The organism is Streptacidiphilus sp. MAP5-3, from assembly GCF_041262505.1.
In the GTDB taxonomy this organism is placed as follows: domain Bacteria; phylum Actinomycetota; class Actinomycetes; order Streptomycetales; family Streptomycetaceae; genus Streptacidiphilus.
In genome coordinates this window covers 145,331-169,482 of the sequence record NZ_JBGCCL010000002.1, presented here as the reverse complement: position 1 = coordinate 169,482, position 24,152 = coordinate 145,331, and the positions used below count along the sequence as shown (strand labels likewise).

Below are 24,152 nucleotides of genomic sequence, written 5' to 3'. Positions count from 1 at the left end.
CATGCCGCACGGAATCTGCCCGGTCCTCGAAACACCCTTCCACGCCGACCAGAGCGTCGACGAGGCCGGCTTCGGCCGGGTCATCGACGCAATGACGGCCGCCGGCGTCGAGTCCGTCATGTTCCCGGGCTTCGCCTCGGAGTTCCACACCCTCACCGACGCCGAACGCCGACGCCTGACCGACATACTGCTGGATCACAGCGCCCAGGGCGGCCCGGCCGCCGTCATCTCCGTCCCCGACCACGCCACGGCCACCGCCGTGGCCAACGCCGAGTACGCGGCGGCGAACGGCGCGGCGGCGATCAACCTGCTGCCGCCGCACTTCCTCGCCCCTCCCCCGGACGAGGTCCTGGCACACCTGCGCGCCGTACTCGACGCCGTGGCACCGCTGCCCGTCGTCCTGCAGTACGCCCCCGCCCAGACCGGCACCGCCCTGGACGCCCGGTCCATCAAGCAACTCGCAGCGGAACACCCCAACCTGGCCTGCGTCAAGGTCGAGTCACAGCCACCCGGCCGGCTCATCGCCGCCCTCGCCGCTCGGCCGCAGCCGCTGCCCAGCCTGGTCGGGTACGCCGGACTGCAGCTGCCCGACGCGCTGCGCCGGGGCGCCGTCGGTGTCCAACCGGGCTGCTCCTTCGTGGAGATCTACCTGGAGATCTGGCACCGGTGGACCACCGGCGACCAGCAGCGGGCGGAGGCACTGCACCAGCGGCTGGCGCCCTACCTGGCCTACTGGATGCAGCACGTGAACCTCATCGTGGCGGCGGAGAAGACTGTCTCGGTAGCGCGCGGCTGGTTCGCCTCCGACACGTGCCGCCGGCCCGGCTGGCGGCTGGACGCCGAAGAGCGAGCGATGATCGACCGGTTCCTGGACGAGTTCGCCGACCACCTGCTGCCGGGACCGCGACCCGGCGGTGCCGCGCAGGCGGAGGCGACCGAGCGGCTGGGGCAGAACGCATGAGCTGGACAGGAAAAACAGTGATCGTCACCGGCGCCACCCGCGGCATCGGCGCGGCCACCGTCGAACTGTTCGCCGGCTGCGGCGCACACGTCATCGGCCACGGGCAGGACGACGGCGCCGAACTGGCCGCCGGCATCCGAGCCGCCGACGGCCAGGCCGACTTCCTCGCCGGCGACCTGCGCGACCCCGCAGAGGGCCGCCGGCTCACCGACTTCGCACTGCGGCACACCGGCCGCATCGACGTCCTGGTCAACAACGCCGGGGCGAACGTCTTCGCCGGCACGCTCCCGGCCGGGCTGGACGAGTGGAACGACTGCCTGGACCTCGACCTGCGAGCCGTCTGGCTCCTCTCCCGTGCCGCAGCCGAACACTTGGCTCGGCCCGCCGCGATCGTGAACGTCGCCTCCAACCACGCCCACTCCACCATGCCGGGCATCTTCCCCTACAACGTCGCCAAGGCCGGCGTGCTCGCTCTGACCCAGTCCCTCGCGCTCGAACTCGCCGACCGCGGAATCCGGGTGAACGCGGTCTGCCCCGGCTACATCGACACCCCGATCAACGACGCCTACTTCTCCGGCTTCGACAACCCCGCAACCGAACGCACCCGCGTCGAAGCCCTGCACCCGCTGCACCGCATCGGCAGCCCCCAGGACGTCGCCCGCGCCATCCGCTTCCTCGCCGACCAGGACGAGTCCGGCTTCATCACCGGCACCTCCCTCACCATCGACGGCGGACGCTCGGCGCTCATGCAGGACCCCCACGACGGATAGTCAGGGCCCCTGCGACAAGCGGGACCCCGGCCGCCGCCCGGCCCGTCGCGGACGGCGCGAGCCACCCGGCCCCCGACTACGACGCGTGCATCGGCACGCGCCGACCTCACCCACGCCCGGCCCCCGCCGACACCTTCGAGACACAGGCGGGCCGCGCGTCGGCCGCCATCTGCCCGAGAGTTGGAACTCCCATGCCCTTCGCTCCCGTCGCACTCGTCGAGTGCGATCCCACCCGCACGCGTGTCTTCGAGAACGGCTGGTCCTCGTTCGGCCCCAGCGCCGCCTACCCGGCCACGGCCACCTCCCCCCGGCCCGCGCGGCGGGTGTTCGAGATGTCGGTCTTCCGCGCCGACACCCCGGCGCCCGCCACCGGCTTCCAGGGTGAGGGGCTGCTCGCCGTCGACCCCGGGGACGGTGGTCCCGTCCACGTGTTCGCGGCGCCCGACGCCCGCGTCGAGTGCCCCTCCATCCGGGCCACCGCACAGGCCGGGGGCGTGCAGATCAGCGCCGACGGCGCAGTCGAGCACACCGTCGACGACGGTCCGGGCGGCCTGGACTGCGTCCTGGCCCGTTGGGCGGACCGGTACGCGGAGAAGGTGGGCGTTCGCGTCGCGGAGAGCTACCCGACCGGCTGGTGCCCGTGGTACCAGTACTTCACCGAGCTCACCGAGCGCGACATGTACGAGAACATCGACGCCATCGACGCGCATGAACTCCCCATCGACATGATCGCCGTCGACGACGCCTTCCAGAAGGAGATCGGCGACTGGCTCCAGCTCTCCGACCGGTTCAGCTCGCTCAACGGCCTCGTCGACCGGATCCACGCCTCCGACCGGCGCGCCGGTGTCTGGATCGCCCCTACGTTCGTCGGCGCCCGCTCCGACGTCTACCGTGACCATCCGGATTGGCTGGTGCGGACCCCGGACGGGTCAGAGCCGCTGTGGACCGGTCACATCTGGGAGCAGGACCTGTACGCCCTCGACGTCACCCACCCCGGGGCGGCAGCCTACCTCCGCGAGGTCTTCCAGACCTGGCGCGGCCACGGCTTCGACTACTTCAAACTGGACTTCCTCGCCTCCGCGGCCCGTGTCGGCCGCCGCCACGAGGACGTCACCGCGCTCCAGGCGTACGCGATGGGCATCGACCTCATCCGCGACGCCGTCGGCAAGGACGCCACCCTGCTCGGCTGCGGCGCCCCGCTGCTGCCCTCGGTGGGCCTCTTCGACGGTATGCGCATCAGCTGCGACATCGCCCCGACCTACGAATCGCCCGAACGCGACATCAGCGAACCCTCCCAGGCCGGCGCCGTCCTCAGCGGGCGCGGACGGGCGTTCATGCACGGCCGGTTCTGGCACAACGACCCCGACTGCATCATCGTCCGCCCCCAGGTCGAGCGGCGCGAGGAGTGGGCCCACCACATCGAGAAGTACTCAGGGATCCGAGTCCTGAGCGACCGCGTGAACTCCCTCGACGACTGGGGGCTGCAGACCGCTCGACGTCTGCTGGCCCGCTCGACGCCCGATCCGCTCGTCCCGTCCACGCCCTGAACGGGCGATTCCAACTCCGGCGTCCCAGATGAAGACCCTCTCAGTCCTCGCCGAGGCCGCCGCAGCCACTTTGGCCGCCTGCGGCCTGCTCCTCGCACACCGACAGCGCAGGAGCAAGCCCCGAGCTTGACGTCTACTGCGCAGGTCACTCGACCCAGATCCTCGCCTGACTTGAGGCCGGCGGGATCGTCACCGTCGAACTGCTCGCGCTCGCCGCAACCGCCATCGCACTCGGCCTCGCAGCGCTGGCGCTCAGCGTGATGGCGCTCGTCGTCAGGGCGCTGTGGCGAGCGCTGCGCCGTAGAACAGAGGCTGCCCCGCAGGCACAAAAGTGCTGGTGAGACGCTTGGAGAGTCTCAGATGAAACGCCTGGCATATCAGGTTAGCCTGGACGAGCGAGACAGGAACGGACCGGCAGGCCTGCCATCGACACTCCGACCTTGGCTCCCCTGGCTACCTGGCCGTTCCGACCTCCCACGCCGGGAATCGTTCCGGCCAGCCCGCGGGGGTCCTGCGACTCCCGGAGGGATGCACGGATCGGCACGGCGGCCCGATCAAACGGTCTGCCGGAAGGAGTGAATCGATGTCAACAACGGCATGGCGGTTCCGTGGCACCGAAGAGGCCGATGACGCGGTCCTCAGGCTTAAGCAGTTGGGTGGCCAGGAGCTCATCGACCTGCGTGATGTCGCTGTGATCCGCTGGCCGCTGTACGCAGCGGCACCCCAGGTACAGGAGCACGTGACCGACGAGGGCAGTAAGGCTGCCTCGCTCGCCAAGAAGTTCAGCAAGACCGGTATCGACGGCTCGATGATCGACTCGGTGAAAGGTGACATGACGCCGGGGAGCTCGGCGCTGGTGCTGATGAGCACCGATAGCGAGGTCGACGCCGTCGCGAAGGCGTTCGAGGGACACGCCATGGAGTTGATGCGCTCCGACCTTTCGGTGAAGCAGGAAGATCAGCTCAGGGCTGCCTTCGGCGCACCGTCCGACGGCGGCCAGGGGCCTGCCTAGATGCAATACCGGTGACTTTGGTGGGCCTTGGTCGTTGGACGGGTTGTGCCAAGGCCCGGTCAGGTGAAGTCGGTGGGTGAACGGTTCTCGGATCGGATCGCGTTGGGGGTGTTGACCCGCGCGTTCCCTCCGGAGCTGGTGGATGAGGTGGTCGCGGAGTGCGGCCGGGTCGAGCAGCCCATGTGTCCGCTGCGCTGGCGGTGGTCTCGGCGGGCCTGTCGTACACGCTGATCCGTACCGGCAACGCCTACTCCCAGTGCTTCACTGCCGCGTACGTTGTCTTCCTGCTCGGCATGGGTGGCCAGGCGCGGGAGCAGACGGTCCCGGAGCGGGTGATGCTCACCCTGCTCGGCGGGGCCTTGGCAATGCTGGCGTACCTGGTGTTCCCCGCGTGGGAGACGCCCCGGCTGCCGGGTCGGCTTGCGGACTGGCTCGCCGCCAACGGCCGCTACGCGGCCGCGGTGCTCCGCAGCTACGCCGAACCGATCCGAGAGCATCGCGCCGACATGCGCAGGGCACTGCTGGCGAGCAGGGACGCACGCGCCGCCTGGCAGGAGGCCTACGACCGGGCACAGCAGGAGCCGGTCCGCCCCAGGGGTCTGACGTCGCGTGAGGCGCAGGAGGCGCTCAAGCGCTTCGGCACCTGTACGAGGACGAGGCCGTCGGCAAGGTCGCCGAGCGGCTCAAGAACGCCTAGAGATGTGTCGCAGTGCGGACGAGGTCGGCGACGGCCTTGGACCGGCTGTGCGGTGGCCAGGCGATGACGGTGGTGACCTTCGGCGCGTCCAGCACGGGTACGGCGGCGAGGTCACCGTGCAGTTGGGCTCGGCACGCGCTCTCCGAGGCAGGTGCAGATGCATGAGAGGGCGGGTGTGGGCTTTTGCCCGGCTCGTCGGTGGGAGTGGGGTCTGGCCTGCCGGCCAATGACCGTGTCCGCTCGACCGCTCGATGTGCCGGCGAACACTGACCGAACGGCCAGTCAACAGCTACTCCGTGTCATCCGCCTGAGCGGATCCATGTTCGGGCGAGTTCCCTGACCCACGTCGCGGCCTGATCGGGAGCCGTCGGGGGTGCGTCGACGACAACGAGTTCGGTGACGCCTGCGGCGGCGAGCTCGGGCAGACGCTCCGGGGTGCATTCGCTCGGCGCGACGGCGACCACGAAATCGTCGAGGGTGCGGCCGAAGCGGGCGCGCTCGTCGGCGAGAACGGCGACGCGCGCCGGAATATCGGCCATGGGCACGTTGAAGCCGTACCAGCCGTCGGCGAGCCGTGCCGCGCGGCGCAGCGCGGCATCGCTGTTGCCGCCGACCAGGACCGGGAGTCGACCGCCGCGCACCGGTTTGGGGTTGACCCGGATCGCGTCGAAGTGGGTGAACTCCCCGGCGAAGGAGGCGGGGTCGTCGGTCCAGAGGATGCGCATCGCGGCGAGGTACTCGTCGGTGCGCCGCCCGCGCCCGGCGAAGGGGACGCCGAGGGCGGCGAACTCCTCGGCCGACCAGCCCACCCCGACCCCGAGGCTGAACCGCCCGGCGGACAGTACGTCAAGCGTGGCGGCCTGCTTCGCGAGCACGACGGGGTTGTGCTCGGGCAGCAGGAGGACGCCCGTGGCCAGTCCGATCCGGCCGGTGACCGCTGCCGCGAAGCTCAGAGCGAGCAGCGGGTCCAGCCAGTCCGCATCCGCGGGGACGGCGATCCGGCCGTCCGCAGAGTACGGGTAGCGGGAGGCAGGCGCGTCCACGAGCACTACGTGCTCACCACACCACAGCCTCGCGAAGCCGTCCGCCTCCGCGGCCGTGGCCACAGCCCGGATCACCTCCGGACGGGCACCGTCACCGATACCGAGCACGTGCAGACCCACCCGCATGCTCCACCTGACCTCACTATCGGCACCGGACCGCGACCACGACCAGCTCGGGACGCCGTCCGCGACAGACTGGGTGCGCCGCCCTGCGAACGAGACGCCGTCAGGCGGAGACGCGCTGTTGTCGCATCTCCAGCAACGTCGGCCGGCGCACGCGCGACCGCCCCTGTTCGCAGGGACGTTCAGCGGGTGAACGTCCCCAGACCGGTGGTGTTGAGGTTTTCGACGGTGACCGTGCCGGCGCCCCGGCCGGAGCACCGATCAACTCGAAAGCACGGCGCGTGACGAGACATCCTCAGCCGTCTGAGCGGGAGCTGCCCACCCAAGGTCACCACCCGACCCGATGCCCGGCCGGCAGACGCGCCCGACTGATGTACGAGTCCACCTGGACGGGTGTGCGGCTCGACGGGTCATCGCTGACCGGCCGCCAGGTCTCGCCAGGTCAGCCGTCGTACCCCTGGATCTGCTGGAGACACCGAGGCCGGTTGCCCTGGCTGTCAAGGCCTCGTCAGCTCAGGACCCGTCAGGAGCGGTTCGGTGTCGAAGCCCGCGAGGTCGTCGTACGGCGCGGTCAGGAACGCGACATCGGCCCTGCCGTCGCGCAGAATCGGAGCCTGCTCCCGATGCCGCAGACGGTCACGTCGATGTCGACGGCATCCGGATCGCGGTGGTAGCGCTGCAGGATCGACTCCAGCAGCCCTGCATCCCCGTTGGGCTTCATCGCCAGCGTGAGCTTCGGATCGGTCCGTCCCGCGCGCTGCGCGCGCCGGATCGATGCCGAGACCGCGTCCAGTGCTTTGCGACTCTCCGTCAGGAAGACCTGGCCGGCGGCGGTGAGGTTCACGGCCCGGCTGGTGCGTTCCAGCAGTTGCACGCCCATGCGTCGCTCCAACTGGGCGATGGCGCGGGACAGCGGCAGCTGCGCCATGCCCTCGCCCTGCAGTACGCCCGAGACCTGCTGCCGGACGGCATCAAGGTCAACGCGGTCTGCCCCGGCTACGTCGCCACCGACCTCAACGGCCATCGCGGCCACCGCACCCCGCCGAAGGCGCGGTGGCCGCCGTCCGGATGGCCACCATCGGCGCCGACGGACCGACCGGCACCTTCACGCGCCCTGGTGAACCGTCAGGCGGATGGGCGCGGGGCTTACCCGGTCTCGACAGGGTTGCGGGCGAGCGCTCGCGAGGCCCCGCAACATCCGGACGTGACCTGACAGTTGCCTGATGGACACTCGATTTTTCTCTTAGGCCCGCCTGGGCGTTGAAGGATACGCGCGCACAGCAATGTGCGATGTGCGACTTCACTGGCTCGACTTGTTTGGAGAGCATGATGCCCAAATACACCCGTCCGGCCTTGATCGGACTGGCCACGGCGACGGCAGCCGCACTCTGTGGGCTTCCGGTCCTCAACGCCAGCGCTGAGACAGCCGCGCCCGCGAGCAAGCACGTCCTGCTCATCTCGGTCGACGGCATGCACCAGAGCGATCTCGACTGGTACATCGCCAACCACCCGGGCTCGACGCTGGCCAGATTGGCGCACGCCGGCAGCGAGTACACCAATGCGGAGACGTCCAACCCGTCGGACTCCGACCCGGGCGGCACCGCGCTGATGACCGGCGGCAACCCCAAATCCACCGGCGTCTACTACGACGTCGAGTACAGCCACACCACCGACGAGGCGGGCGCCGCCTGCACCCCTGGCCGGCCGGCCACCGGTGGTGACGTCATCTACGACTCGCCGGACGACGCACTGGCGAACGTCAACGACTTCATCAACCCGGCGAACGGCACCTTCCCGTCGTTCGACGAGAACGGTTCGATCTTCCCCGGGGGCGTCGACAAGAACCCGGCCGCGATCATGAACCTGAAGTTCGACCCGAAGACGTCGCTCAACCCGAAGACGTTCCCGGTCGATCCCAAGACCTGCAAGCCGATCACCCCGTGGGACTACCTTGGCGACAACACGATCTTCCAGGTCATCCACAACGCCGGCCTGCGCACCGCGTGGTCCGACAAGCACGAGGTCTATGCGTCCTTCAACGGTCCCGGCTCGAACGGTCAGAGCATCGACGACCTCTTCTCGCCGGAGATCGACTCACAGGCCGTCATGCCGAACGGCGTCCCGTACCCGCAGGACAACGACTGGGCCCACATCGACGCCGCCACCAAGCAGTACGACGGCTACAAGGTCCAGGCCATCCTCAATGAGATCGGCGGCCGCGATCACTCGGGCAAGACCAAGGTCGGCACCCCGGCGATCTTCGGCATGAACTTCCAGACCGTCTCGGTCGCGCAGAAGATCCGCTCGACCCCGACGACGCTGATCGGTCCGGACGCCCACGGCAACTACACCACCAGCGCTCCGGAACCGGGCGGCTACCAGTGGGTGCACGGCAAGCTCGTCCCAGGGCCGGTGCTGTCCAGCGCGCTGGACTACGTCAACACTCAGCTCGGCCGCATGGTCGCCGCCATTCACAAGGACGGCCTCGCGGGCTCGACGACGATCATTGTGACGGCCAAGCACGGTCAGTCGCCGGAGGACCCCAACAAGCTCATCACCGTCCAGGACGGTCCGATCATCAGCGCGATCAACGCCGCCTGGGCGAAGACGCATCCGGCCAACAAGAGCCTCATCGTCGCCGGAACGGACGACGACCTGTGGCAGTCCTACCTGTCGGACAGGTCGCAAGCCGCTTCCGACTTCGTCAAGAGCTACCTGTGGGACCACACCGCTCAGGGTTACGACGTCAACGAGAAGCCGGTTACCGTCGCGCACTCGGGCCTGGCGCAGATCTGGGCCGGCGCAGCCGCCGCGCACTTCTTCGGCACCTCGGTCGACAACGGCCACTACCCGGACGTCTTCGGCGAGGTCCAGGAGGGCATTGTCTACTCGAAGCCGACCAAGCTGGCCGAGCACGGTGGCATGAACACCGGTGACCGGCATGTCCTGATGCTTGTCGACGGCCCGGGCATCCCGGCTCAGGTCGAGTCCGCCTCGGTCGAGACCACCCAGGTCGCTCCCACGATCCTGTCCGTTCTGGGGCTCAACCCGCGCGAGTTGACGGCCGTCAAGGTTGAGGGCACGCAGGTCCTTCCCGGCCTCGCTGACCGTCCGCGGGGCCACTGACCCGGCGCCGCTACCCGCCAGCTGATCGGCAGCGCCTGAAACGGGAGGCCGGGGCGCCAAGCACGAGCGTCATCTCCGGGCCGGGGCGCGGCGCGCAGGTACCCGGGTCAGCGGACCACGCTGCCCGGGTACTTGCGCCGCTCGCCTGCCGGCGGCTCGACGACCAGAGCGGCTGATTCGCTCCAGAAGCGGCAGCCGGCCGGGATGAAGACCGGATGCTCCAGCACGAACCAGCCGACGCGGCTGGTGAGGAGGAGTCTCGGCGCGATCGGACGTGAACCCTCGAATTCCACGGCCCCATTCTCGCAGCCGCCGTCGGGGGCCGTGCTCGGTCACTCGATCACAGCCCGGTGGCGAGCCACACGGTGACGGCCGCGGTCGCGGTGAGCCCGAGGTTCAGTGCGATCCGGCGGTCGTCGCAGGCCGGGTGGACGGCGATCGCGCCCAGTTGCAGGAGTACGAAGCCGACGGCCGCGGCCAGGGCCAGCGAGGGGGGATGCCGGTCAGGGGCGGCGGGATGAGGCCGGCCGCGCCGAGTGTTTCGAGCGCGCCCAGCGTCCTGACGACAGGCCGGGGTACGCCTTCGGCCCAGGCCGTCATCGGGCGGAGCAGATGTCCCAGCACACCATGCTTGTAGTTTGAATTCGAACGTCCTGGCGTATCCTTTCCCGCATGTCAGTCCGCCGCCTCAACCACGCCGTGCTCTGGATCCGCGACGTCGACCGCTCGGTCGCGTTCTACACCGATGTCTTCGGCTTCCACGTCGACCATCTGATCCCCGGCCGGGCCGCCTTCCTCAGTGCGCCCGACAGCCTCAACGACCACGACCTCGGCCTCTTCGCCCTGGGGCTCGACGCCCCCGGCCCCGAGCAGGGCCGAGTCGGCCTCTATCACCTGGCATGGGAGGTCGGCACCCTCGGTGAACTGGCCGCCATCGGCCGCAAGCTCGCCGAGCGCGGAGCCCTCGTCGGCTCGACCGACCACCTGGTCTCCCAGTCCTTCTACGCCAAGGACCCCGACGGCAACGAGTTCGAGCTGATGTGGCGCGTCCCCCGCGAAGACTGGCCCGGCCCCGACTCCGACGCCAAGCCGGGCCCCCTCGACCTCGCTCAATCCCTCGAACGCTGGGGGCCCGACCTCGCCACCGGGTCCGCAGCGGGTCTTGCCACCTGATCACGGCCGTCGAAGATCCTGGTCTCGATCATGCGCAGTGCGTGCAGGCGGGTCCAGGATCTTCGAGATGCTCGCGATGGCGGGGCCCGGGACCGGCGTTGTCGCGTGACCGGCACGGCGGCCCGCTGTCTACTGGTGGCATGACGGAACTGACTGCTGCGCAGATCGAGTATCTCGGAAGCCAACTGCTCGGCCGGCTGGCCACCGCCGGAACCGACCACAAGCCTCACGTCGTGCCGACCTCGTTCCGCTACAACGCCGAACTTGGCACGGTCGACGTCGGCGGTCACGATGTGGCGAACACCAAGAAGTACCGGGACGTCCAGGCCAACGGCTGGGCGGCGATCGTGGTCGACGATCTGGTGTCGACCGATCCGTGGACCCCGCGCATGCTGGAGATCCGCGGCGCCGCCGAAGCCATTCCGACCGGCGGCGCGCACTTCGGGCCGGGATTCGGCGAGGCCTTCATCCGCATCCATCCGGCCAAGGTCAACAGCTTCGGCATCGAATAGCGCCGGCTGTCAGACCGTCGTCCCCAGCCATCCCAGCCAGGAGCGGTAGCGCCGCAGGGCGCGACGCTGGACCAGGTTGTCGCAGACAGAACTGATACTGGCCGCTCACACCCGGCCCGTGCTGCGACCGGGCCGGTCAATCGGCAGCCGGTGTGAAGCAGGACCCCAGTCCGGTCTCGACAACTGTTGCCGCTCTGGCCACGTGGGCCGTGACCGCCGTGTGCAGTTGTTGGGGGGTGCGGGCGTCGTCGAGGTATCTGCCCAGGGCCTGGAACTGGACGGGCCACAGGCCGAGAAGGGCGGTGGCTGCGATCTGCGGTTCGGGGTCGTAGGGGTGCATGCCTGTGCGGTGGGCCAGGATCTCGGCAGCGGCGGCGATGAGCCGCTCGGTCGCGTCGCGCTGGTGGGCGCGTAGCGAGGGCGTGGATCGGATCAGGGCGCCGAAGCGCCGGAACTGCTCCACGGCGTGAGGTCGGTCGTCCTGGGCGCCGAGCCAGGAGGTCACCATCGCCAGCTGCTCGGCGAGGATCTTCAGCACGGCCTGGACCGGCGTGAGGCCAGGGTCGGCCAAGGTGGAGCGCAGGGCGTCCTCGATGGCCTCGTCCAGGTCGAGAAGGAGTGACTCCTTGGTCGGGAAGTAGTTGAACACCGTTTTCTCCGACACCCCGCAGGCTTCCGCGATCTCGGCGACGCGGACGGCATCGAAGCCGCGCTCCAGGAACATCTCGGTGGCCGTGTCGGACAACTGGCGGCGCGTCAGCCGCTTCTTGCGCTCGCGCAACCCCTCGCCCGTGGACCCCTCAGCCAAGGGGCGCAGCCCCGTCCAGTCCACCGCGCGCTGACTCATGGCGTCAGCATAGTCGTGCCACCAGAACTTTAGTGTTACTGTAAATTTCTAGTCACTATATAAACCTTGGAGCTTGTCTTGTCCATCAGCCAGAGGAGCCTCGCGTGAGCGCCATCCATCTGACCCAGGACTACCCCCATCCCCCGGAGAAGGTCTGGCGGGCGGTCACCGACGCCGAGCTGATCCCGCTGTGGACGGCGACCGGCGCAGGCGGGAGGCCAGAAGGCTTCAGCCCCACCGTCGGCACCCGGTTCAGGTTCGTCGCGAAGCCGAAGCCGGGCTGGAGCGGGGTCGTCGCCTGCGAGGTCCTGGAGGTCCAACCGCCCTCCCTGCTGCGCTATTCGTGGACGGACCCGGGTGGGGGCGGGACGACGGAGGTCAGCTACCGCATCGAGCCCCATGCCGGCGGCACGCGCTTCACCTACGAGCACGCCGGCTTCACCGGCCTCGGCGGCCGCCTCCTGGCCAAGCTGCTCGGCAGAGTCCGCCACAAGATGCTCGCCGTCGGCCTGAGCGCGCTGCTCGACGACATGGACGGCCACGGCCGGCTGAAGGCCGGCAGTACTCTGCGCCCGAAGCCACTCTGACGCCCCCTTACGCCCCCTGACCCCCTGCCCTGACGCCTGAGCCCATCGATGGGCGGCCCGCAAGAGCCTCCGTCGGCACCCGCCACCGACGACGGCACCCCAGCCGGGGCACCTATGCTGGGCCGGTGACACCGAGAGCCGAGCAGGGGCCAGCGCTGCGGGCGGATGCCGCGCGCAACCGTGCCCGGGTGCTGCAGATCGCCCGCGAGCAACTGGCCGCCGGTGACGACTCACTCCAGCTCAACGCCATCGCCCGGATCGCCGGCGTCGGCGTGGGAACCGTGTACCGGCACTTCCCCAACCGCCATGCGCTGATGGAGGCGCTCTCGGCGGAACGCTTCCGGGAGCTGGTCGGCGAGGCACAGGCGGCAGCCGCCGCCGAGGACGCTCTCGCCGGACTGCACCGCCTGCTGCACTTCACGCTCGACCGAGCCCTGGACGATGCCGGTTTCGCGGCCGTACTGGAGTCCGCGAGCGACGCCGAGGCGCAGACCTCGGCGATGAAGGCCGAGCTCGACCGGGCCGTCGGGGATCTGCTGGACCGGGCCCGCCGGGTCGGCGTCATCCGGGACGGGGTCGGGGCGGACGATGTGCGCCGCCTTCTCTGCGGCATCGAGCACGCCGTGCGGTCCGGCGACAGCGACGCCACGCGCCGAGAGCTCTATCTCGGCATTCTCCTTGAGGGCCTGCGCCCCCCACGCTGATCGCACCCCCCGCCCCGCCGACACCCGCACCGGACCCCCGCCGAGGGGGTTGCCCGGTGCATCCCACACACAGCAACCGGATAACTATCCGATTGTGCTAACGTGCGCTCATCGAAACGGATACCTATCCGTATCCGTGTGGCGCTGGAAGGCGGAACTGTGGAGCATCGGGCAGTGGTGACGGCGGGAACCGGCGGGATTGGCCTGGAGACCGCGATGGGACTCGCAGCGCACGGGCTAGCCGTGACGGTGGTCGGCCGCAACGCGGAGCGCGGCGCCCGCGCGGCCGAGCGGATCGCCGCGGTGGCCACCGGAGCGGCCCCGCGCTTCGTGGCAGCCGACCTGGCCTCGCTCGACAACGTGCGCGCGCTCGCAGCGCAGTTGACAGCCGAGGGCCCACTCAAAGTGCTGGTCAACAACGTCGGCGCGATGTTCGCCCAGCGGCAGGAGACCGTTGACGGGATCGAGGCGTCATTCGCCGTCAACCACCTCTCGCCGTACCTGCTCACCGAGTTGCTGCTGGATCAGCTCCGGGCCGGCGGGCCGAGTCGGGTCGTCAACGTCACCTCCGGCGCGATCAAGGTCGCCAAGCGCACCTTCGAGGCCGTCGAACCGCCGGGCGGCTACTACGGATTCCACTGGTACGGCCGGGCCAAGCTCGCCAACCTCGCCTACACCCTGGACCTGGCCGAGCGGCTGCGCGGCACCGGCATCGCGGTCTTCGCCGCCGACCCCGGCGGCGCCGCGACCGACATGACCAACGGCACCATGACCTCACCGAAGATCGTCTCCCCCGGGCTGCGCCTGCTGTGGCCGCTGGTCCGGCGGACCTTCGAACGCTCCACCGCCGGCCCCGCCTCCGCTGCCGCCCGCCCGTCCGTCTTCGCCGCCACCGACACCTCCCTCGACGGGAAGACCGGCCTCCTGATCGGCCCTCGGGTCCACCCCGTCCCCGCCTTCCGGGGAAGTACCGACCCCCAGGTCGTCGACAACGTCCTCAGGCTCAGCCGAAAGCTGGCACCCCTGCGCGGTGGTCCCGTCGCGCACACGCGCTGAATTCAGGGCAGGGCCCGCCTCGACGAGGTGGTTCAGCTCAGTTGCTCGGCCAGTCCGACGATGATGCCCTCCGGGCCGCGGACGTAGCAGAGCAGATAGCTGTCCTCGAACCGGGCGATCTCGCCCACGAGTTCGGCGCCGTGAGGGCGCAGGCGGGCAACGGTGTCCTCGATGTCGTCGACGGCGAACATGACGCGGTGCGTACCCAGAACGTTGTGCGGCCGGTTACGCGGCCCGGCGCTGATCACCGCCGGGCTGCGGTACTTGGCCAGCTCGAGCCGGCCCTGACCGTCCGGGGTCCGCACCATCGCGATCTCGCAGCGGACGCCGTCGAGCCCGGTGCACTGGTCGGCGAAGAGGCCCTCGACCTCCCCCCTGCCCTCCAGCTCCATACCGAGCTCCACGAAGAAGGCAATGGCGGCATCCATGTCCTCGACGACGATGCCGACGTTGTCCATCCGCTGAATCGCCACGCTGGTCTCTCCTTCTTCGCTCGATCAGGTCCATCGAGTGGGGTCAATGATGCCGCACTGTCACGAGGCCAACGGGCAACGTGACGGGACTGACCGGTTCCTGTTCAGGCGGGTTTCCGCGCGTGTCCACACTCGTCTTCCGCGCAGAGCGCCCGGCGTCGCCCCGACACCGAACCGCCGGGGCGTCCGCGGTCATGACGGTCTGTTCCGGGCCAGCCGCCGGTAGAGCCAGAACATCGGGCCGCCGCGCCGACGGGCGTACTCGGCCTCCGCCTTCCTGGATGCCTCGACAGCGGCATTTCCGTACTCGCGCATCTGCGCCTCGTACGCGCCGACCGCCGCCAGCAGGCTCTTCTCGTCCGGCGCGGCTTCGGTCAGGACGTGGCACAGCAGTCCGGCGTCCTGCAAAGCCGTGTTGGCGCCGGATCCGCGCGCCGGGCTCATCGCGTGGATGGCGTCGCCCAGGACGGTGACGCGGCTGGGCTTCCAGGCCGGCGTCGGCACCGACGTCCGGATCCGCACCAGGAACGTCTCGTCGATGTCGGCCAGGGCGTGCAGCGCGCGCAGGTCCCGGTGCCAAGACCTGATCATGCTCCCCGTCAGGGCGTGCAGCTCGGCCGCCGCCATGGCGTCCAGCCTGTCCTGCGACACCCTGAACAGTCGCTGTTCGGCCGTCACAGCCCACATCATGTAGTCGCCGACCGGCGAGAGGCCGGCTTCGCCGGGTGCCTTCCGGAAGCGGACCAGCCCGGTCGCCATGCCGACCTGACCGCCGATGACGGCCGTGAAACCGTCGAGCAGGCTCGGCGGCACCAGCTTCGAGGTCTCTTCCGTGAGCGGAGTCTTGCCGTAGACGCTGAGGCCTCCGGTGTCGATGACCTCGGATTCCGGCAGATATTGGCGACGCACCGCCGAGTTGACGCCGTCCGCGCCGACCAGTAGGTCCGCGTCGGCGTGGCTACCGTCTGCGAACACGGCGTGGACCAAGTCGCCGGTCAGCTCGTAGCCGACGAACTCGCGGCCGTATTCGACGTCCAGTCCGCGCGCCAGGATCTCCCGCAGCGTCTGCCGGTTGACGGACGTGGCCAGCGTCGCAGCGGCGAACGTGTCGACCGCCGGGTCGCCCGCCACCTCGTGCAGCTGTCGGAGGTGCTCGGTCACCACTGTGAAGCGGGTGCTGGCGCGGCTGCACGTCGCCAAGAACAGCTCCCACAGTTCCGGCGGCAGGCAGCGCTGCAAGGCCAGTCCGGCACGCGCGTCGACGTGCAGCCGGTAGCCCTGCCTCCGCATGGCCGACGTCGCGTCCCGTTCATAGACGGTGACGTCGATGCCGGCCTTCCTCAGCCCCTGGGCCAGGCACAGTCCGCCAAGCCCGCCGCCGATCACAGCTACACGCAATCCCATGACGCCATCCCCCGATGGTCGCTGTCGAGGGCATCAGAATACGCGTCATATCGCGTCATCCGGATCAGGCGCTCAACTCCCTTCTGCGGCGGGCGATGTCGTCGGGGTTCCAACCCGGGTGCGGGACCGAGGCCAGCAGGAGGCGGGTGTAGGGGTGGGCCGGGTGTTCGAGCAGGGGCTCCAGCGGGCCCTGCTCGACCGGGCGGCCCCGGTGCAGGACGAGGGCTTCGTCGCAGACGTAGCGCACCACCGCGAGGTCGTGGCTGACGAAGACCAGGCCGACACCGGTCTCGGTGCGGATGTCGGTGAGCAGGTTCAGCACCTGTGCCTGGACCGAGACGTCCAGTGCCGAGACCGCCTCGTCGAGGACCAGGACGGAGGGCTCCACCGCCAGGGCGCGGGCGATCGCCGCCCGCTGGCGCTGGCCGCCGGAGAGGTGGCGAGGCAGCGCCGCCGCCTCGCGGTCGCCGAGGCCGACCTGGGCGAGCAGGTCGCGGACGCGGTCGGCGCGGGCGGCGCGGTCACTGAGACCGTGCAGGCGCAGGACGCCGTCGACGGTCGCCGCGATGGAGAGGCGCCCGTCCAGGGAGAGGTAGGGGTCCTGGAAGACGATCTGGACGGCCTTGGCGCGCGCCAGGCGTGCGGTCCGGCCGTGGACGCGCGCCGCGAGCGGCTCGCCCCGGACCGTGATCGTGCCGCGGTCCGGGCGCTCCAGGCCGACCAGCATCCGCGCGGTGGTGGTCTTGCCCGAACCCGACTCGCCGACCAGTCCGAGCGCTCCGCCCGGCGGCAGGGTGAAGGAGACCCCGTCGACGGCCACGGTGGGCCCGTAGCACTTGCGCAGGTCGGCGACCTCCAACAGCGGGCTCTGCGCCGTGGGTGTCATGGGTGGACCTCCTGGGGGTCGGGGAGTTCGGCCGCTCGCAGACAGGCCGTGGCGCGCCCGGAGGCGCCGTCCAGCGGCACCAGTGCCGGTGGCTCCACGTCACACCGGCCCGGGAGGGCGAAGGCGCATCGTGGAGCGAAGGCGCAGCCGGGCTGCGCTTCGGCGAGACCCAACGGGGCACCGGGGACCGGGCGGAGGCGCTGCAGCGGACCGACCAACGGCGGGGTGGAGCCGAGCAGGCCGATCGTGTAGGGGTGGCGCGGTGCCGCGAACAGGTCCGCGGCCGACGCGGATTCCACGATCCGGCCCGCATACATCACGTAGACCCGGTCACAGCTCGCGGCGGCCAGGTCGATGTCATGAGTGATCAGCAGCATGCCGAGGCCGCGTTCCCGTTGCAGCCGCCCGAGCAGCGCCAGGATCTCCGCCTGGGTGCTGACGTCCAGGGCGGTGGTCGGCTCGTCGCAGAGCAGCAGCCGCGGCTCGCCCGCCAGCGCGCCCGCGATCATCGCGCGCTGCAGCATGCCGCCGGACAACTCGTGCGGATACTGGCGCAGATGACGCGGTGGGTCCGGCAGGCCGACGGCTGCGAGCAGCTCCAGCGCCCGTTCCCGCGCCTGTCCGCGGGGCAGACGTCGCGTCAGACGCAGTGGCTCGGTGAGGAAGTCGCCGATCCTGCGGACCGGGTTGATGCCCGCGCGAGGGTCCTGGAAGATCATCGACGCGACCGAGGTGCGCACCTGCCGCAGCCGCTCCGGGTCACGCGACACCAGGTCCGCGCCGTCCACGAGCACCTGCCCGCGCAGCGTCGCTCCCGCAGGGAAGAGACCGAGGGCGCTGCGCGCGGTCACCGACTTGCCGGAGCCGGACTCGCCGACCAGGCCGACGACCTCGCCCGCGGCCACGGTCAGGCTGACCTCGTCCAGTACGGGCCGGGCAGCGCCGGGCAGTTCGACGGTCAGCCGGACCACGTCGAGCAGCGGACCGGTCGCGGGTCGTGGTGACGTCTCGGGTGTCGGAAGTGAATCCGGTCCCGGGGTTCTCCCCGGTCGCGGTGTCACGGTCTCGGCCATCAGGCGTCCCTTCGTGCGAGGCGGTCTCCGAGCTGCTCACCGACGACGGTGACGGCCACCACGACCAGCACCACGGCGACCGCCGGGACGACGGCCGACAGCGGCTGACCGGCGAGCATGGCGCCCTGCCCCTGGTTGATCATGGCTCCCCAGTCGGGGGTGGGCGGCTGGACGCCGAGGCCGAGGAAGGAGAGGGCGGCCAGATCCAGCAGTGCGTAGCCGAAGTTGACGGTCGACTGGGCCAGTACCGTCGGCGCGACGCTCGGCAGCAGCCGGCGCAGCGCGACGTAGGCCGGGGAATGGCCCTGGACCAGGTAGGCGGCGACATACGGGCGGGTCTTCTCCTGCGCCGCGAGACCCCGCACCAGCCGGGCCGTGTAGGGCAGGTAGGCGATGGCCATGGCGGCCACGGGGGCGCCGAGTCCCTTGCCGAACAGGGCCACAGCGAGGATCGCCAGCAGCAGGGAGGGGAAGGCGAAGAGGATGTCCAGGGCTCGCCCGATCAACGCGTCCAGCCACCCGCCGCGCCAGCCGCTGAAGAGCCCGACCGCGATGCCGCCGACGCTGGAGAAGGCGACGACGCCCAACGGCCCGAGCAGACTGGTCCGGGCCCCTTCGAGCAGCGCGGAGAAGGTGTCGTGCCCGCCCTGGTCCGTGCCGAGCCAGTGCTGCGCGCTCGGGCCGGCCAGCGTCTGGGAGAAGTCGCCGACGGTCGGGTCCTGCGGCGCGAGCCAGGGAGCGAACAGCGCGACCACGACGAAGACGACCAGGGCCAGCAGGCAGATCCGGTAGAACAGACCGTGCGGCCACCAGCGGCGCATGGTGGGGGCTGGAGCGGTCGTGGTGAGCTGCGTCATCGGGCGCCTCCTGCGGTCGCGGGGCGACGGGCCACACGCGGATCGATCAGCGGATAGACCAGGTCCACCGCGGTGTTGACGAGGACGAAGACCGTCACCACCAGCAGCACCAGCGCCTGGACCACCTGGAAGTCCATCTCGTCGACGCACTCGACCAGCAACGAGCCGATGCCGGACATGCCGAACGCGGTCTCCACGATCGCCGTGCTCACCAGCATTCCGGAGACCAGCAGGCCGGAGACGGTGACGATCGGTCCGAGGGCGTTGCGGAAGACGTGCCGCCGCAGCACGCTGCTGCGCCGCGTGCCCCGGCTGAGTGCCACCTCCACGTGCTCGCGCCGGAGTTCGTCGAGCATCGAGGTGCGGGTCACCCGGGTGACCAGGGCCATGAAGGTCACGGACAGCGCCACCGCGGGCATCGCCACATGGTGCAGCTCGTCGACGAAACCGGTGCCGTTGCCGATGGTCGGGAACCAGCCCAGGCGGACCCCGAACACCGACCGCAGGACGATCGCGGCAGCGAACGACGGGACCGCGGCCCCGACCGTGACCAGCAGCAGCACCGTCTTGTCCGTCCGGCTGCCGCGCCGCAGCGCGCCGAGCACCCCCGCGCCGACCCCGAAGACGGCGATCAGCAGCGCGGCGACCGCGACCAGCAGCAGGGAGGACGGCAACCGGGACCAGATCAGCGCGCCGACGCTCTCGTGGAACAGGTAGGACTGACCGAAGTCGCCGTGCAGGACGCCGTCCAGCCAGTGCCAGTAGCGCACCGGGAACGGCTGGTCGAAGCCGTACTGCCGGCGCAGCGCCGCGAGTTCGCCCGGCCCGGGGCTGCGCCCGCGGACCAGGAAGGAGACCGGGTCGCCCGGTGCGAGGTAGAGCGAGGAGAACACCAGGAACGAGGTGACCAGCAGGGTCACCGCGGTGCCGATCAGGCGTCGCAGCACGGCGCCGAGCACCGCTCGCGCGCGGGTCACCGCTCCGGCGCGCGTCACTGCCTGGCCCCGATCTCGGCGGCCCAGGGGTAGTAGAGGTAGTCGATGGACGGCTTGACGCCCGTGACCCGGTTGCCCAGGAAGACGCTGACGGGAGTGGTGTAGAGGGGCAGCCAGGGCAGCTGCTCCATGGCGATCTGCTGGGCGCGGGCGGTGGCCGCGGCGTGGGTGGCGGGGTCGTACGCCCCGACTGCCTGGTTGACCGCCGCGTCGAACTGCGGGTCGGACCAGTTGCCGTAGTTGGAGTACGCCCCGGTCTCCAGCGAGGTGTACATGTCCAGCGGGTCGGTGATGGAGGTGTACCAGAAGGTCAGGAAGAGGGCGGTGTACTTGTCCGCCGAGACGGTGTCGATCACCGGCTTGAGCCCGATGGCCGTGGCCGCCTGGGCGACGGCCTGGGTGATGATCGTGGTCTGCGAGTCGAGCGGGCTGGTCGCGATGACCACCTGCTGTCCCCGCACACCCGCCGAGGCCGCCAACGCCTTGGCCTTCGTGGGGTCGTAGGGGTAGCCGGGGAGGTCCTTGAGCAGGCCGTCGAGGGTGCTCTGCGGCACACCGCTCCAGTTGTTGCGGGTGACCAGCGAGTCGGCGACGTCGCCGACACCGGAGACGCCGGCCTTGATGATGCCCTGTCGGTCGATGGCCATCAGCAGCGCCTGCCGCACCTTGGCATTGCCCAGCGGGCCCTTGAGGTTGTTGACGACCTCGTCGGCGACGGTGGTGTTCTGCCCGAAGTAGAGCCTGCCCGCCGAGGAGGAGGCCAACTGCCCGTAGGAGTCGGGAGGCAGCATCCAGCCGCCGTCGACCTCGCCTGTCTCGAACGCGTTGACCCGGGCCGTGGAGTCGGGCAGGAAGACGAAGGTGACCTGCCCGGCCTTGGCTCGCAGGCTCGGATCCCAGTAGCCGGCAAAGCGCTTGAGGGTGATCGACTGGCCGGGCTTCCAGGAGGCGAAGGAGAAGGGACCGGTGCAGTTCACACCGTCGGTGGGGTTGCCGTAGCTGCTGCCGTCCTTGGCCAGGGTCGCGGCGGACTCGACAGTGCCGGGGCTGGCCGCCATGTACTTGTTGAAGGTCGAGTCGGGCCTGGTCAGTTGGACCGTCACCTGCATCGGCGCGGTTTTCTCCACCGACTTGACGTTGCGGAACGGGTAGGCCCAGACGCTGTTGACGCTGGGGTCGAGGTTGCGGCGCAGCGAGGCGACCACGTCGTCGGCGGTGAGCAGGGTGCCGTCGTGGAAGTGGACGCCGCTGCGGATGGTGTAGACCCAGGTGGTGGGCGTCGGGTTGGCGTAGGAGGTGGCCAGGCCCGGGGAGACGGTCAGGTCCGGGTTCCAGCGCAGCAGGCCCTCGCAGACGTTGGCGAGCACGGTGTTGGGCGGGTAGTCGAACGACTGGGCGTAGTCGAGCGAGGTGGGCTCGGCGTAGAGGGACCAGGTGAAGGACTTCAGGTCACCCTTGCTGGGCGGGGTGTCGGCGGTCAACTGGTAGGCGGCGGCGCTGCTGCTGCCGGTGCCGGTGCCGCCGGCGGCGGTGCCGCTGCAGGCGGTGAGGGCGAGGGCGGAGAGCAGGCCGAGGGCGGCGGCGACGGAGCGCCGGGGTCTGTGGCTGCTCGGTGTGGGGCTGGTGCGGGGCATGAAGGGCCTCCGGGGTGAGGGCGTTCTGTGGTCGAGCGGCGCAGCGGGGGTGCGCGGGGAGAGTGACGGTCGGTCAGGCTTCAGCCGGCGGCGCAGTGGACGGGGTGGCCGTCGACGAAGGTCATCCGCACTCGGGCCTCGCCGATCTCCTCGGGCGGGCCCGCGAACGGGTCCCGGTCGAGGACGACGAGGTCGGCCCGCTTGCCGGGTTCGACCGTGCCGGTCTCGGCGTCGAGGTGGTTCACCCAGGCGCTGCCTGCCGTGTAGGCGGTGAACGCCTGGGCCAGGGTGAGCGCCTGATCGGGATAGAAGGGGCGGCGCGGTCGACGGTCGGCGGCGGCGTTCGGCGCGGCAACGGGGACGGCGCGGTTGACCGCGACATGGATGCCCCAGAGCGGGTTGGGGCTGCTGACCGACCAGTCGCTGCCCGCGACCAGCCGCGCACCGGCGCGGGCGAGATCGCCGAACGGGTACTGCAGCGCGGCGCGGTCGGGCCCGAGGAAGGGGATGGTCAACTCGTCCATCTGCGGCTCGTGGGCCGCCCACAGGGCCTGGATGTTGGCGGCGGCTCCGAGTTCGGCGAAGCGGGCGATGTCCTCGGGATGGACCAGTTGAAGGTGGGCCAGGTGGTGCCGATGGTCGTTCGCGCCGTTGGCCGCGCGGGCGGCGGCGAGCGCGTCCAGCACCTCACGCACGGCCCGGTCGCCGAGCGCGTGGAAGTGCAACTGGAAGCCGAGCGCGTCCAGTTGCCGGACGGCGTCGTGGAGCACGGCCGGGTCGACGAAGCTCAGGCCGGCGTTGCCGGTCGGGCAGCCACACGCGTCCAGGTAGGGCTGGAGCATGGCGGCGGTGAAGTTCTCGGCGATGCCGTCCTGCATGATCTTGACGGTGGTGGCGCGGAACCGGCCGACCTGACCGCCCCGCCTGCGTTCGACCAGCTCCGGGATCTGCTCGGTGCCGCGCTCCCGGTCCCACCAGAGCGCGCCCACCACGCGGGCCTGGAGCGAGCCGTCGCGTGCGGCGTCCAGGTAGACGCCGTAGTTGTCCGGATTGCCGGGGAAGGCGCCGATCATGGCGTCCTGCCAGGCGGTGACGCCGAGCGAGAAGAGGTGCTGCTGGGCGACGAGCAGCCCGGCGCGGGCCTCCTCCGGCGTGGCCACCGGGACCAGGCTGCCGACCAGGTCCATCGCGCCTTCCTGGAGCATGCCGATCGGCGTGCCGTCCGGTTCGCGTTCGATCCGGCCGTCGGCGGGGTCGGGGGTACGTCGGTCGAGCCCGGCCAGCTCCAGGGCCCGGGAGTTGACCCAGGCGCCGTGGCCGTCGCGGTTGGTGAGCAGGACCGGTCGGTCGGGGACCACCGCGTCGAGCATCGCCCTGGTGGGAATGCCGTCCGGAAAGACGTCCATCGACCAACCCCCGCCGCGGATCCACTCCGCGGCGGGGTTTGCGGCGGCATAGCCGGCGACGGCGGCCAGGTATCCCTCGATCGTGCGCTGCCCGGACAGGTCGCAGCGCAGCATCTGGACCCCGGCGACGGTCGGGTGCACATGCGCGTCCTGGAAGCCCGGCGCGAGCAGTCCCCCGTCGAGGTCGACCACCTCCGTCGCCGGACCGACCAGCTCGCGCAGGTCGGCCTCGTTCTCGGCCACGGCGAGAATCCTGCCCGCACCGACGGCGACCGCCGACCTGTCAGCCGGGCTCGGCGCAGTCGCCGTGAAGACGCGACCGCCGCGAAAGAGCAGGTCTGCCTTGGGATATGACGGATTGTTCGCTGCCATGGGCGGGTCCTCCCCGAGTGGTGGTGAGGAGGAGTGAAGCGCGGCGCAACACTGTTGTCAACACTGTTGCGCTGAGCTCCGACCACATCGCTACACTGACCGCACCATGTCGAACTCCTCGAATCCCACCCCCGCGGCACCCGCCGGCGAGGCCGCCGGAAAGCCCGCGGCCCGGCCCGCACGGAGCAAGCGTTCGGGCAGTCAGCTCACGCCCGAGGCGATCATCCAGGCCAGCCTGCGGATCGCCGCGCGCGGCAGCGCGGACGCGTTCACCGTGCGCCGCCTCGGCGAGGAGCTGGGCGCCGACCCGACAGCCGTCTACCGGCACTTCCGCGACAAGGACGAGCTGCTGCTGGAGGTCGCCGACCGGACCCTCGGCGAGGTGCTGGACAGCATCCCCGCAGGCCTGACCTGGCAGGACCGCCTGCGGGCGCTCGCCGACGGCTCGCTCGCCGTGGCGCTCAAGTACCCGGCCGTCGCCTCCGCGATGGCCAGCCGCACCACCCGCAGGCCGAACGAGTTCCGCGTCGTGGAGCTGATCCTCGGCGCCGTGCACGAGGCGGGCCTGCGCGGCACGGAGGCGGCCGTCCACTACCGCATGGTCGGCGACTCGCTGCTCGCCCTGGTCGGCCAACGCGCCGCCTACCTGCTCTTCTCGCCGGAGGCGCGGGCAGCTGACGAGTCCGCGTGGACCCGCGAGTACCGGCTGGTGGACCCGGGGATTTTCCCCCAGATCACGGCCGTGGCAGCCGAGTTGGCCCAGGTCACCCAGGACCGGGTCTACGACGCCCGGGTGGAGGCGCTGATCACGGCGATCGAACGGCGGGCCACCGAACTCGGCCCGCCGGACTGAGCACCCCGGTTCCTCCTCAGGACAGCACGTGGGCGCGGTCA

Annotated in this window: 23 protein-coding genes and 3 pseudogenes; 12 read left to right on the top strand and 14 right to left on the bottom strand. The window is 70.5% G+C overall.

Going from position 1 to position 24,152, the window contains the following annotated elements:
• Position 1 precedes the first annotated feature (1 nt).
• From ABH928_RS04460 to ABH928_RS04440, 5 genes and pseudogenes are all read left to right on the top strand, one after another.
• Positions 2-961 carry a dihydrodipicolinate synthase family protein gene (locus ABH928_RS04460; RefSeq protein ID WP_370062215.1) on the top strand — a complete coding sequence of 320 codons (960 nt, stop codon included), beginning with the start codon at positions 2-4 and terminating at the stop codon, positions 959-961.
• Between the two features lie 17 nt (positions 962-978).
• Positions 979-1,731, top strand: coding sequence for an SDR family NAD(P)-dependent oxidoreductase (locus ABH928_RS04455; protein WP_370062213.1), 753 nt, complete (start codon positions 979-981; stop codon positions 1,729-1,731).
• A gap of 191 nt (positions 1,732-1,922) precedes the next feature.
• Positions 1,923-3,278 (top strand): glycoside hydrolase family 36 protein, encoded by a 1,356-nt coding sequence (locus ABH928_RS04450; RefSeq protein ID WP_370062211.1) that lies wholly within the window; start codon positions 1,923-1,925, stop codon positions 3,276-3,278.
• A gap of 583 nt (positions 3,279-3,861) precedes the next feature.
• A complete protein-coding gene (locus tag ABH928_RS04445; RefSeq protein WP_370062209.1) occupies positions 3,862-4,290 on the top strand; it encodes a DUF1269 domain-containing protein in 429 nt (142 codons plus the stop codon).
• 167 nt (positions 4,291-4,457) lie between these two features.
• A pseudogene (locus ABH928_RS04440) lies at positions 4,458-4,928 on the top strand (FUSC family protein); the annotation flags it as partial.
• Positions 4,929-4,983: 55 nt separating this feature from the next.
• Here ABH928_RS04440 and ABH928_RS04435 read toward each other — a convergent pair.
• From ABH928_RS04435 to ABH928_RS04425, 3 genes and pseudogenes are all read right to left on the bottom strand, one after another.
• Positions 4,984-5,118 (bottom strand): annotated as a pseudogene (locus ABH928_RS04435) (LysR family transcriptional regulator); the annotation flags it as partial.
• Between the two features lie 168 nt (positions 5,119-5,286).
• Positions 5,287-6,156, bottom strand: a complete 870-nt coding sequence (locus ABH928_RS04430; RefSeq protein ID WP_370062207.1) for an LLM class F420-dependent oxidoreductase — start codon at positions 6,154-6,156, stop codon at positions 5,287-5,289.
• 568 nt (positions 6,157-6,724) lie between these two features.
• The gene (locus ABH928_RS04425) at positions 6,725-7,177 is read right to left on the bottom strand and encodes a LysR family transcriptional regulator (RefSeq protein WP_370062969.1); all 453 of its coding nucleotides are present in this window, start codon (positions 7,175-7,177) and stop codon (positions 6,725-6,727) included.
• A 305-nt stretch (positions 7,178-7,482) separates the two neighbouring features.
• On the opposite strand from ABH928_RS04425, the gene ABH928_RS04420 reads away from it, so the two are divergent.
• Complete coding sequence (locus ABH928_RS04420) at positions 7,483-9,279, top strand: alkaline phosphatase family protein (protein WP_370062205.1); 1,797 nt, start codon at positions 7,483-7,485, stop codon at positions 9,277-9,279.
• A gap of 107 nt (positions 9,280-9,386) precedes the next feature.
• On the opposite strand, the gene ABH928_RS04415 is transcribed toward ABH928_RS04420, so the two are convergent.
• A complete protein-coding gene (locus tag ABH928_RS04415; protein ID WP_370062203.1) occupies positions 9,387-9,572 on the bottom strand; it encodes a hypothetical protein in 186 nt (61 codons plus the stop codon).
• 47 nt (positions 9,573-9,619) lie between these two features.
• Positions 9,620-9,888 (bottom strand): annotated as a pseudogene (locus ABH928_RS04410) (DoxX family protein); the annotation flags it as partial.
• Positions 9,889-9,951: 63 nt separating this feature from the next.
• Here ABH928_RS04410 and ABH928_RS04405 point away from each other — a divergent pair.
• Both ABH928_RS04405 and ABH928_RS04400 read left to right on the top strand, forming a co-directional pair.
• Positions 9,952-10,452 (top strand): VOC family protein, encoded by a 501-nt coding sequence (locus tag ABH928_RS04405; protein WP_370062201.1) that lies wholly within the window; start codon positions 9,952-9,954, stop codon positions 10,450-10,452.
• 140 nt (positions 10,453-10,592) lie between these two features.
• Positions 10,593-10,964 carry a PPOX class F420-dependent oxidoreductase gene (locus ABH928_RS04400; RefSeq protein WP_370062199.1) on the top strand — a complete coding sequence of 124 codons (372 nt, stop codon included), beginning with the start codon at positions 10,593-10,595 and terminating at the stop codon, positions 10,962-10,964.
• A 136-nt stretch (positions 10,965-11,100) separates the two neighbouring features.
• On the opposite strand, the gene ABH928_RS04395 is transcribed toward ABH928_RS04400, so the two are convergent.
• On the bottom strand, positions 11,101-11,811 hold the full coding sequence (locus ABH928_RS04395; RefSeq protein WP_370062197.1) for a TetR/AcrR family transcriptional regulator: 711 nt from the start codon (positions 11,809-11,811) through the stop codon (positions 11,101-11,103).
• A 104-nt stretch (positions 11,812-11,915) separates the two neighbouring features.
• On the opposite strand from ABH928_RS04395, the gene ABH928_RS04390 reads away from it, so the two are divergent.
• The 3 genes from ABH928_RS04390 (at position 11,916) to ABH928_RS04380 (ending at position 14,158) form a co-directional block, all read left to right on the top strand.
• Positions 11,916-12,398 carry an SRPBCC domain-containing protein gene (locus ABH928_RS04390; RefSeq protein WP_370062195.1) on the top strand — a complete coding sequence of 161 codons (483 nt, stop codon included), beginning with the start codon at positions 11,916-11,918 and terminating at the stop codon, positions 12,396-12,398.
• Between the two features lie 125 nt (positions 12,399-12,523).
• Positions 12,524-13,102, top strand: coding sequence for a TetR/AcrR family transcriptional regulator (locus ABH928_RS04385; protein WP_370062193.1), 579 nt, complete (start codon positions 12,524-12,526; stop codon positions 13,100-13,102).
• Positions 13,103-13,276: 174 nt separating this feature from the next.
• Positions 13,277-14,158 carry an SDR family NAD(P)-dependent oxidoreductase gene (locus ABH928_RS04380; RefSeq protein ID WP_370062191.1) on the top strand — a complete coding sequence of 294 codons (882 nt, stop codon included), beginning with the start codon at positions 13,277-13,279 and terminating at the stop codon, positions 14,156-14,158.
• A gap of 32 nt (positions 14,159-14,190) precedes the next feature.
• Here ABH928_RS04380 and ABH928_RS04375 read toward each other — a convergent pair whose 3' ends face one another.
• From ABH928_RS04375 to ABH928_RS04340, 8 genes are all read right to left on the bottom strand, one after another.
• Positions 14,191-14,631: a VOC family protein gene (locus tag ABH928_RS04375; protein ID WP_370062189.1), complete on the bottom strand. Its 441-nt coding sequence runs from the start codon at positions 14,629-14,631 to the stop codon at positions 14,191-14,193.
• A 192-nt stretch (positions 14,632-14,823) separates the two neighbouring features.
• A complete protein-coding gene (locus ABH928_RS04370) occupies positions 14,824-16,035 on the bottom strand; it encodes an FAD-dependent oxidoreductase (protein ID WP_370062187.1) in 1,212 nt (403 codons plus the stop codon).
• A gap of 64 nt (positions 16,036-16,099) precedes the next feature.
• Positions 16,100-16,921, bottom strand: a complete 822-nt coding sequence (locus ABH928_RS04365; RefSeq protein ID WP_370062185.1) for an ABC transporter ATP-binding protein — start codon at positions 16,919-16,921, stop codon at positions 16,100-16,102.
• Positions 16,918-17,892 (bottom strand): ABC transporter ATP-binding protein, encoded by a 975-nt coding sequence (locus ABH928_RS04360; protein WP_370062183.1) that lies wholly within the window; start codon positions 17,890-17,892, stop codon positions 16,918-16,920. Before ABH928_RS04360 ends, ABH928_RS04365 begins: the two co-directional genes overlap by 4 nt.
• A gap of 101 nt (positions 17,893-17,993) precedes the next feature.
• On the bottom strand, positions 17,994-18,851 hold the full coding sequence (locus ABH928_RS04355) for an ABC transporter permease (RefSeq protein ID WP_370062181.1): 858 nt from the start codon (positions 18,849-18,851) through the stop codon (positions 17,994-17,996).
• Complete coding sequence (locus ABH928_RS04350) at positions 18,848-19,828, bottom strand: ABC transporter permease (RefSeq protein WP_370062179.1); 981 nt, start codon at positions 19,826-19,828, stop codon at positions 18,848-18,850. Before ABH928_RS04350 ends, ABH928_RS04355 begins: the two co-directional genes overlap by 4 nt.
• A 14-nt stretch (positions 19,829-19,842) precedes the next feature.
• Complete coding sequence (locus ABH928_RS04345) at positions 19,843-21,480, bottom strand: ABC transporter substrate-binding protein (RefSeq protein ID WP_370062177.1); 1,638 nt, start codon at positions 21,478-21,480, stop codon at positions 19,843-19,845.
• A gap of 80 nt (positions 21,481-21,560) precedes the next feature.
• Entirely contained in the window at positions 21,561-23,258 is a 1,698-nt protein-coding gene (locus tag ABH928_RS04340) for an amidohydrolase (RefSeq protein WP_370062175.1), read from the bottom strand.
• 106 nt (positions 23,259-23,364) lie between these two features.
• Between ABH928_RS04340 and ABH928_RS04335 the strand changes: the two genes are divergently transcribed.
• Positions 23,365-24,111, top strand: a complete 747-nt coding sequence (locus tag ABH928_RS04335) for a TetR/AcrR family transcriptional regulator (protein ID WP_370062173.1) — start codon at positions 23,365-23,367, stop codon at positions 24,109-24,111.
• The last annotated feature ends 41 nt before the right edge of the window (positions 24,112-24,152 follow it).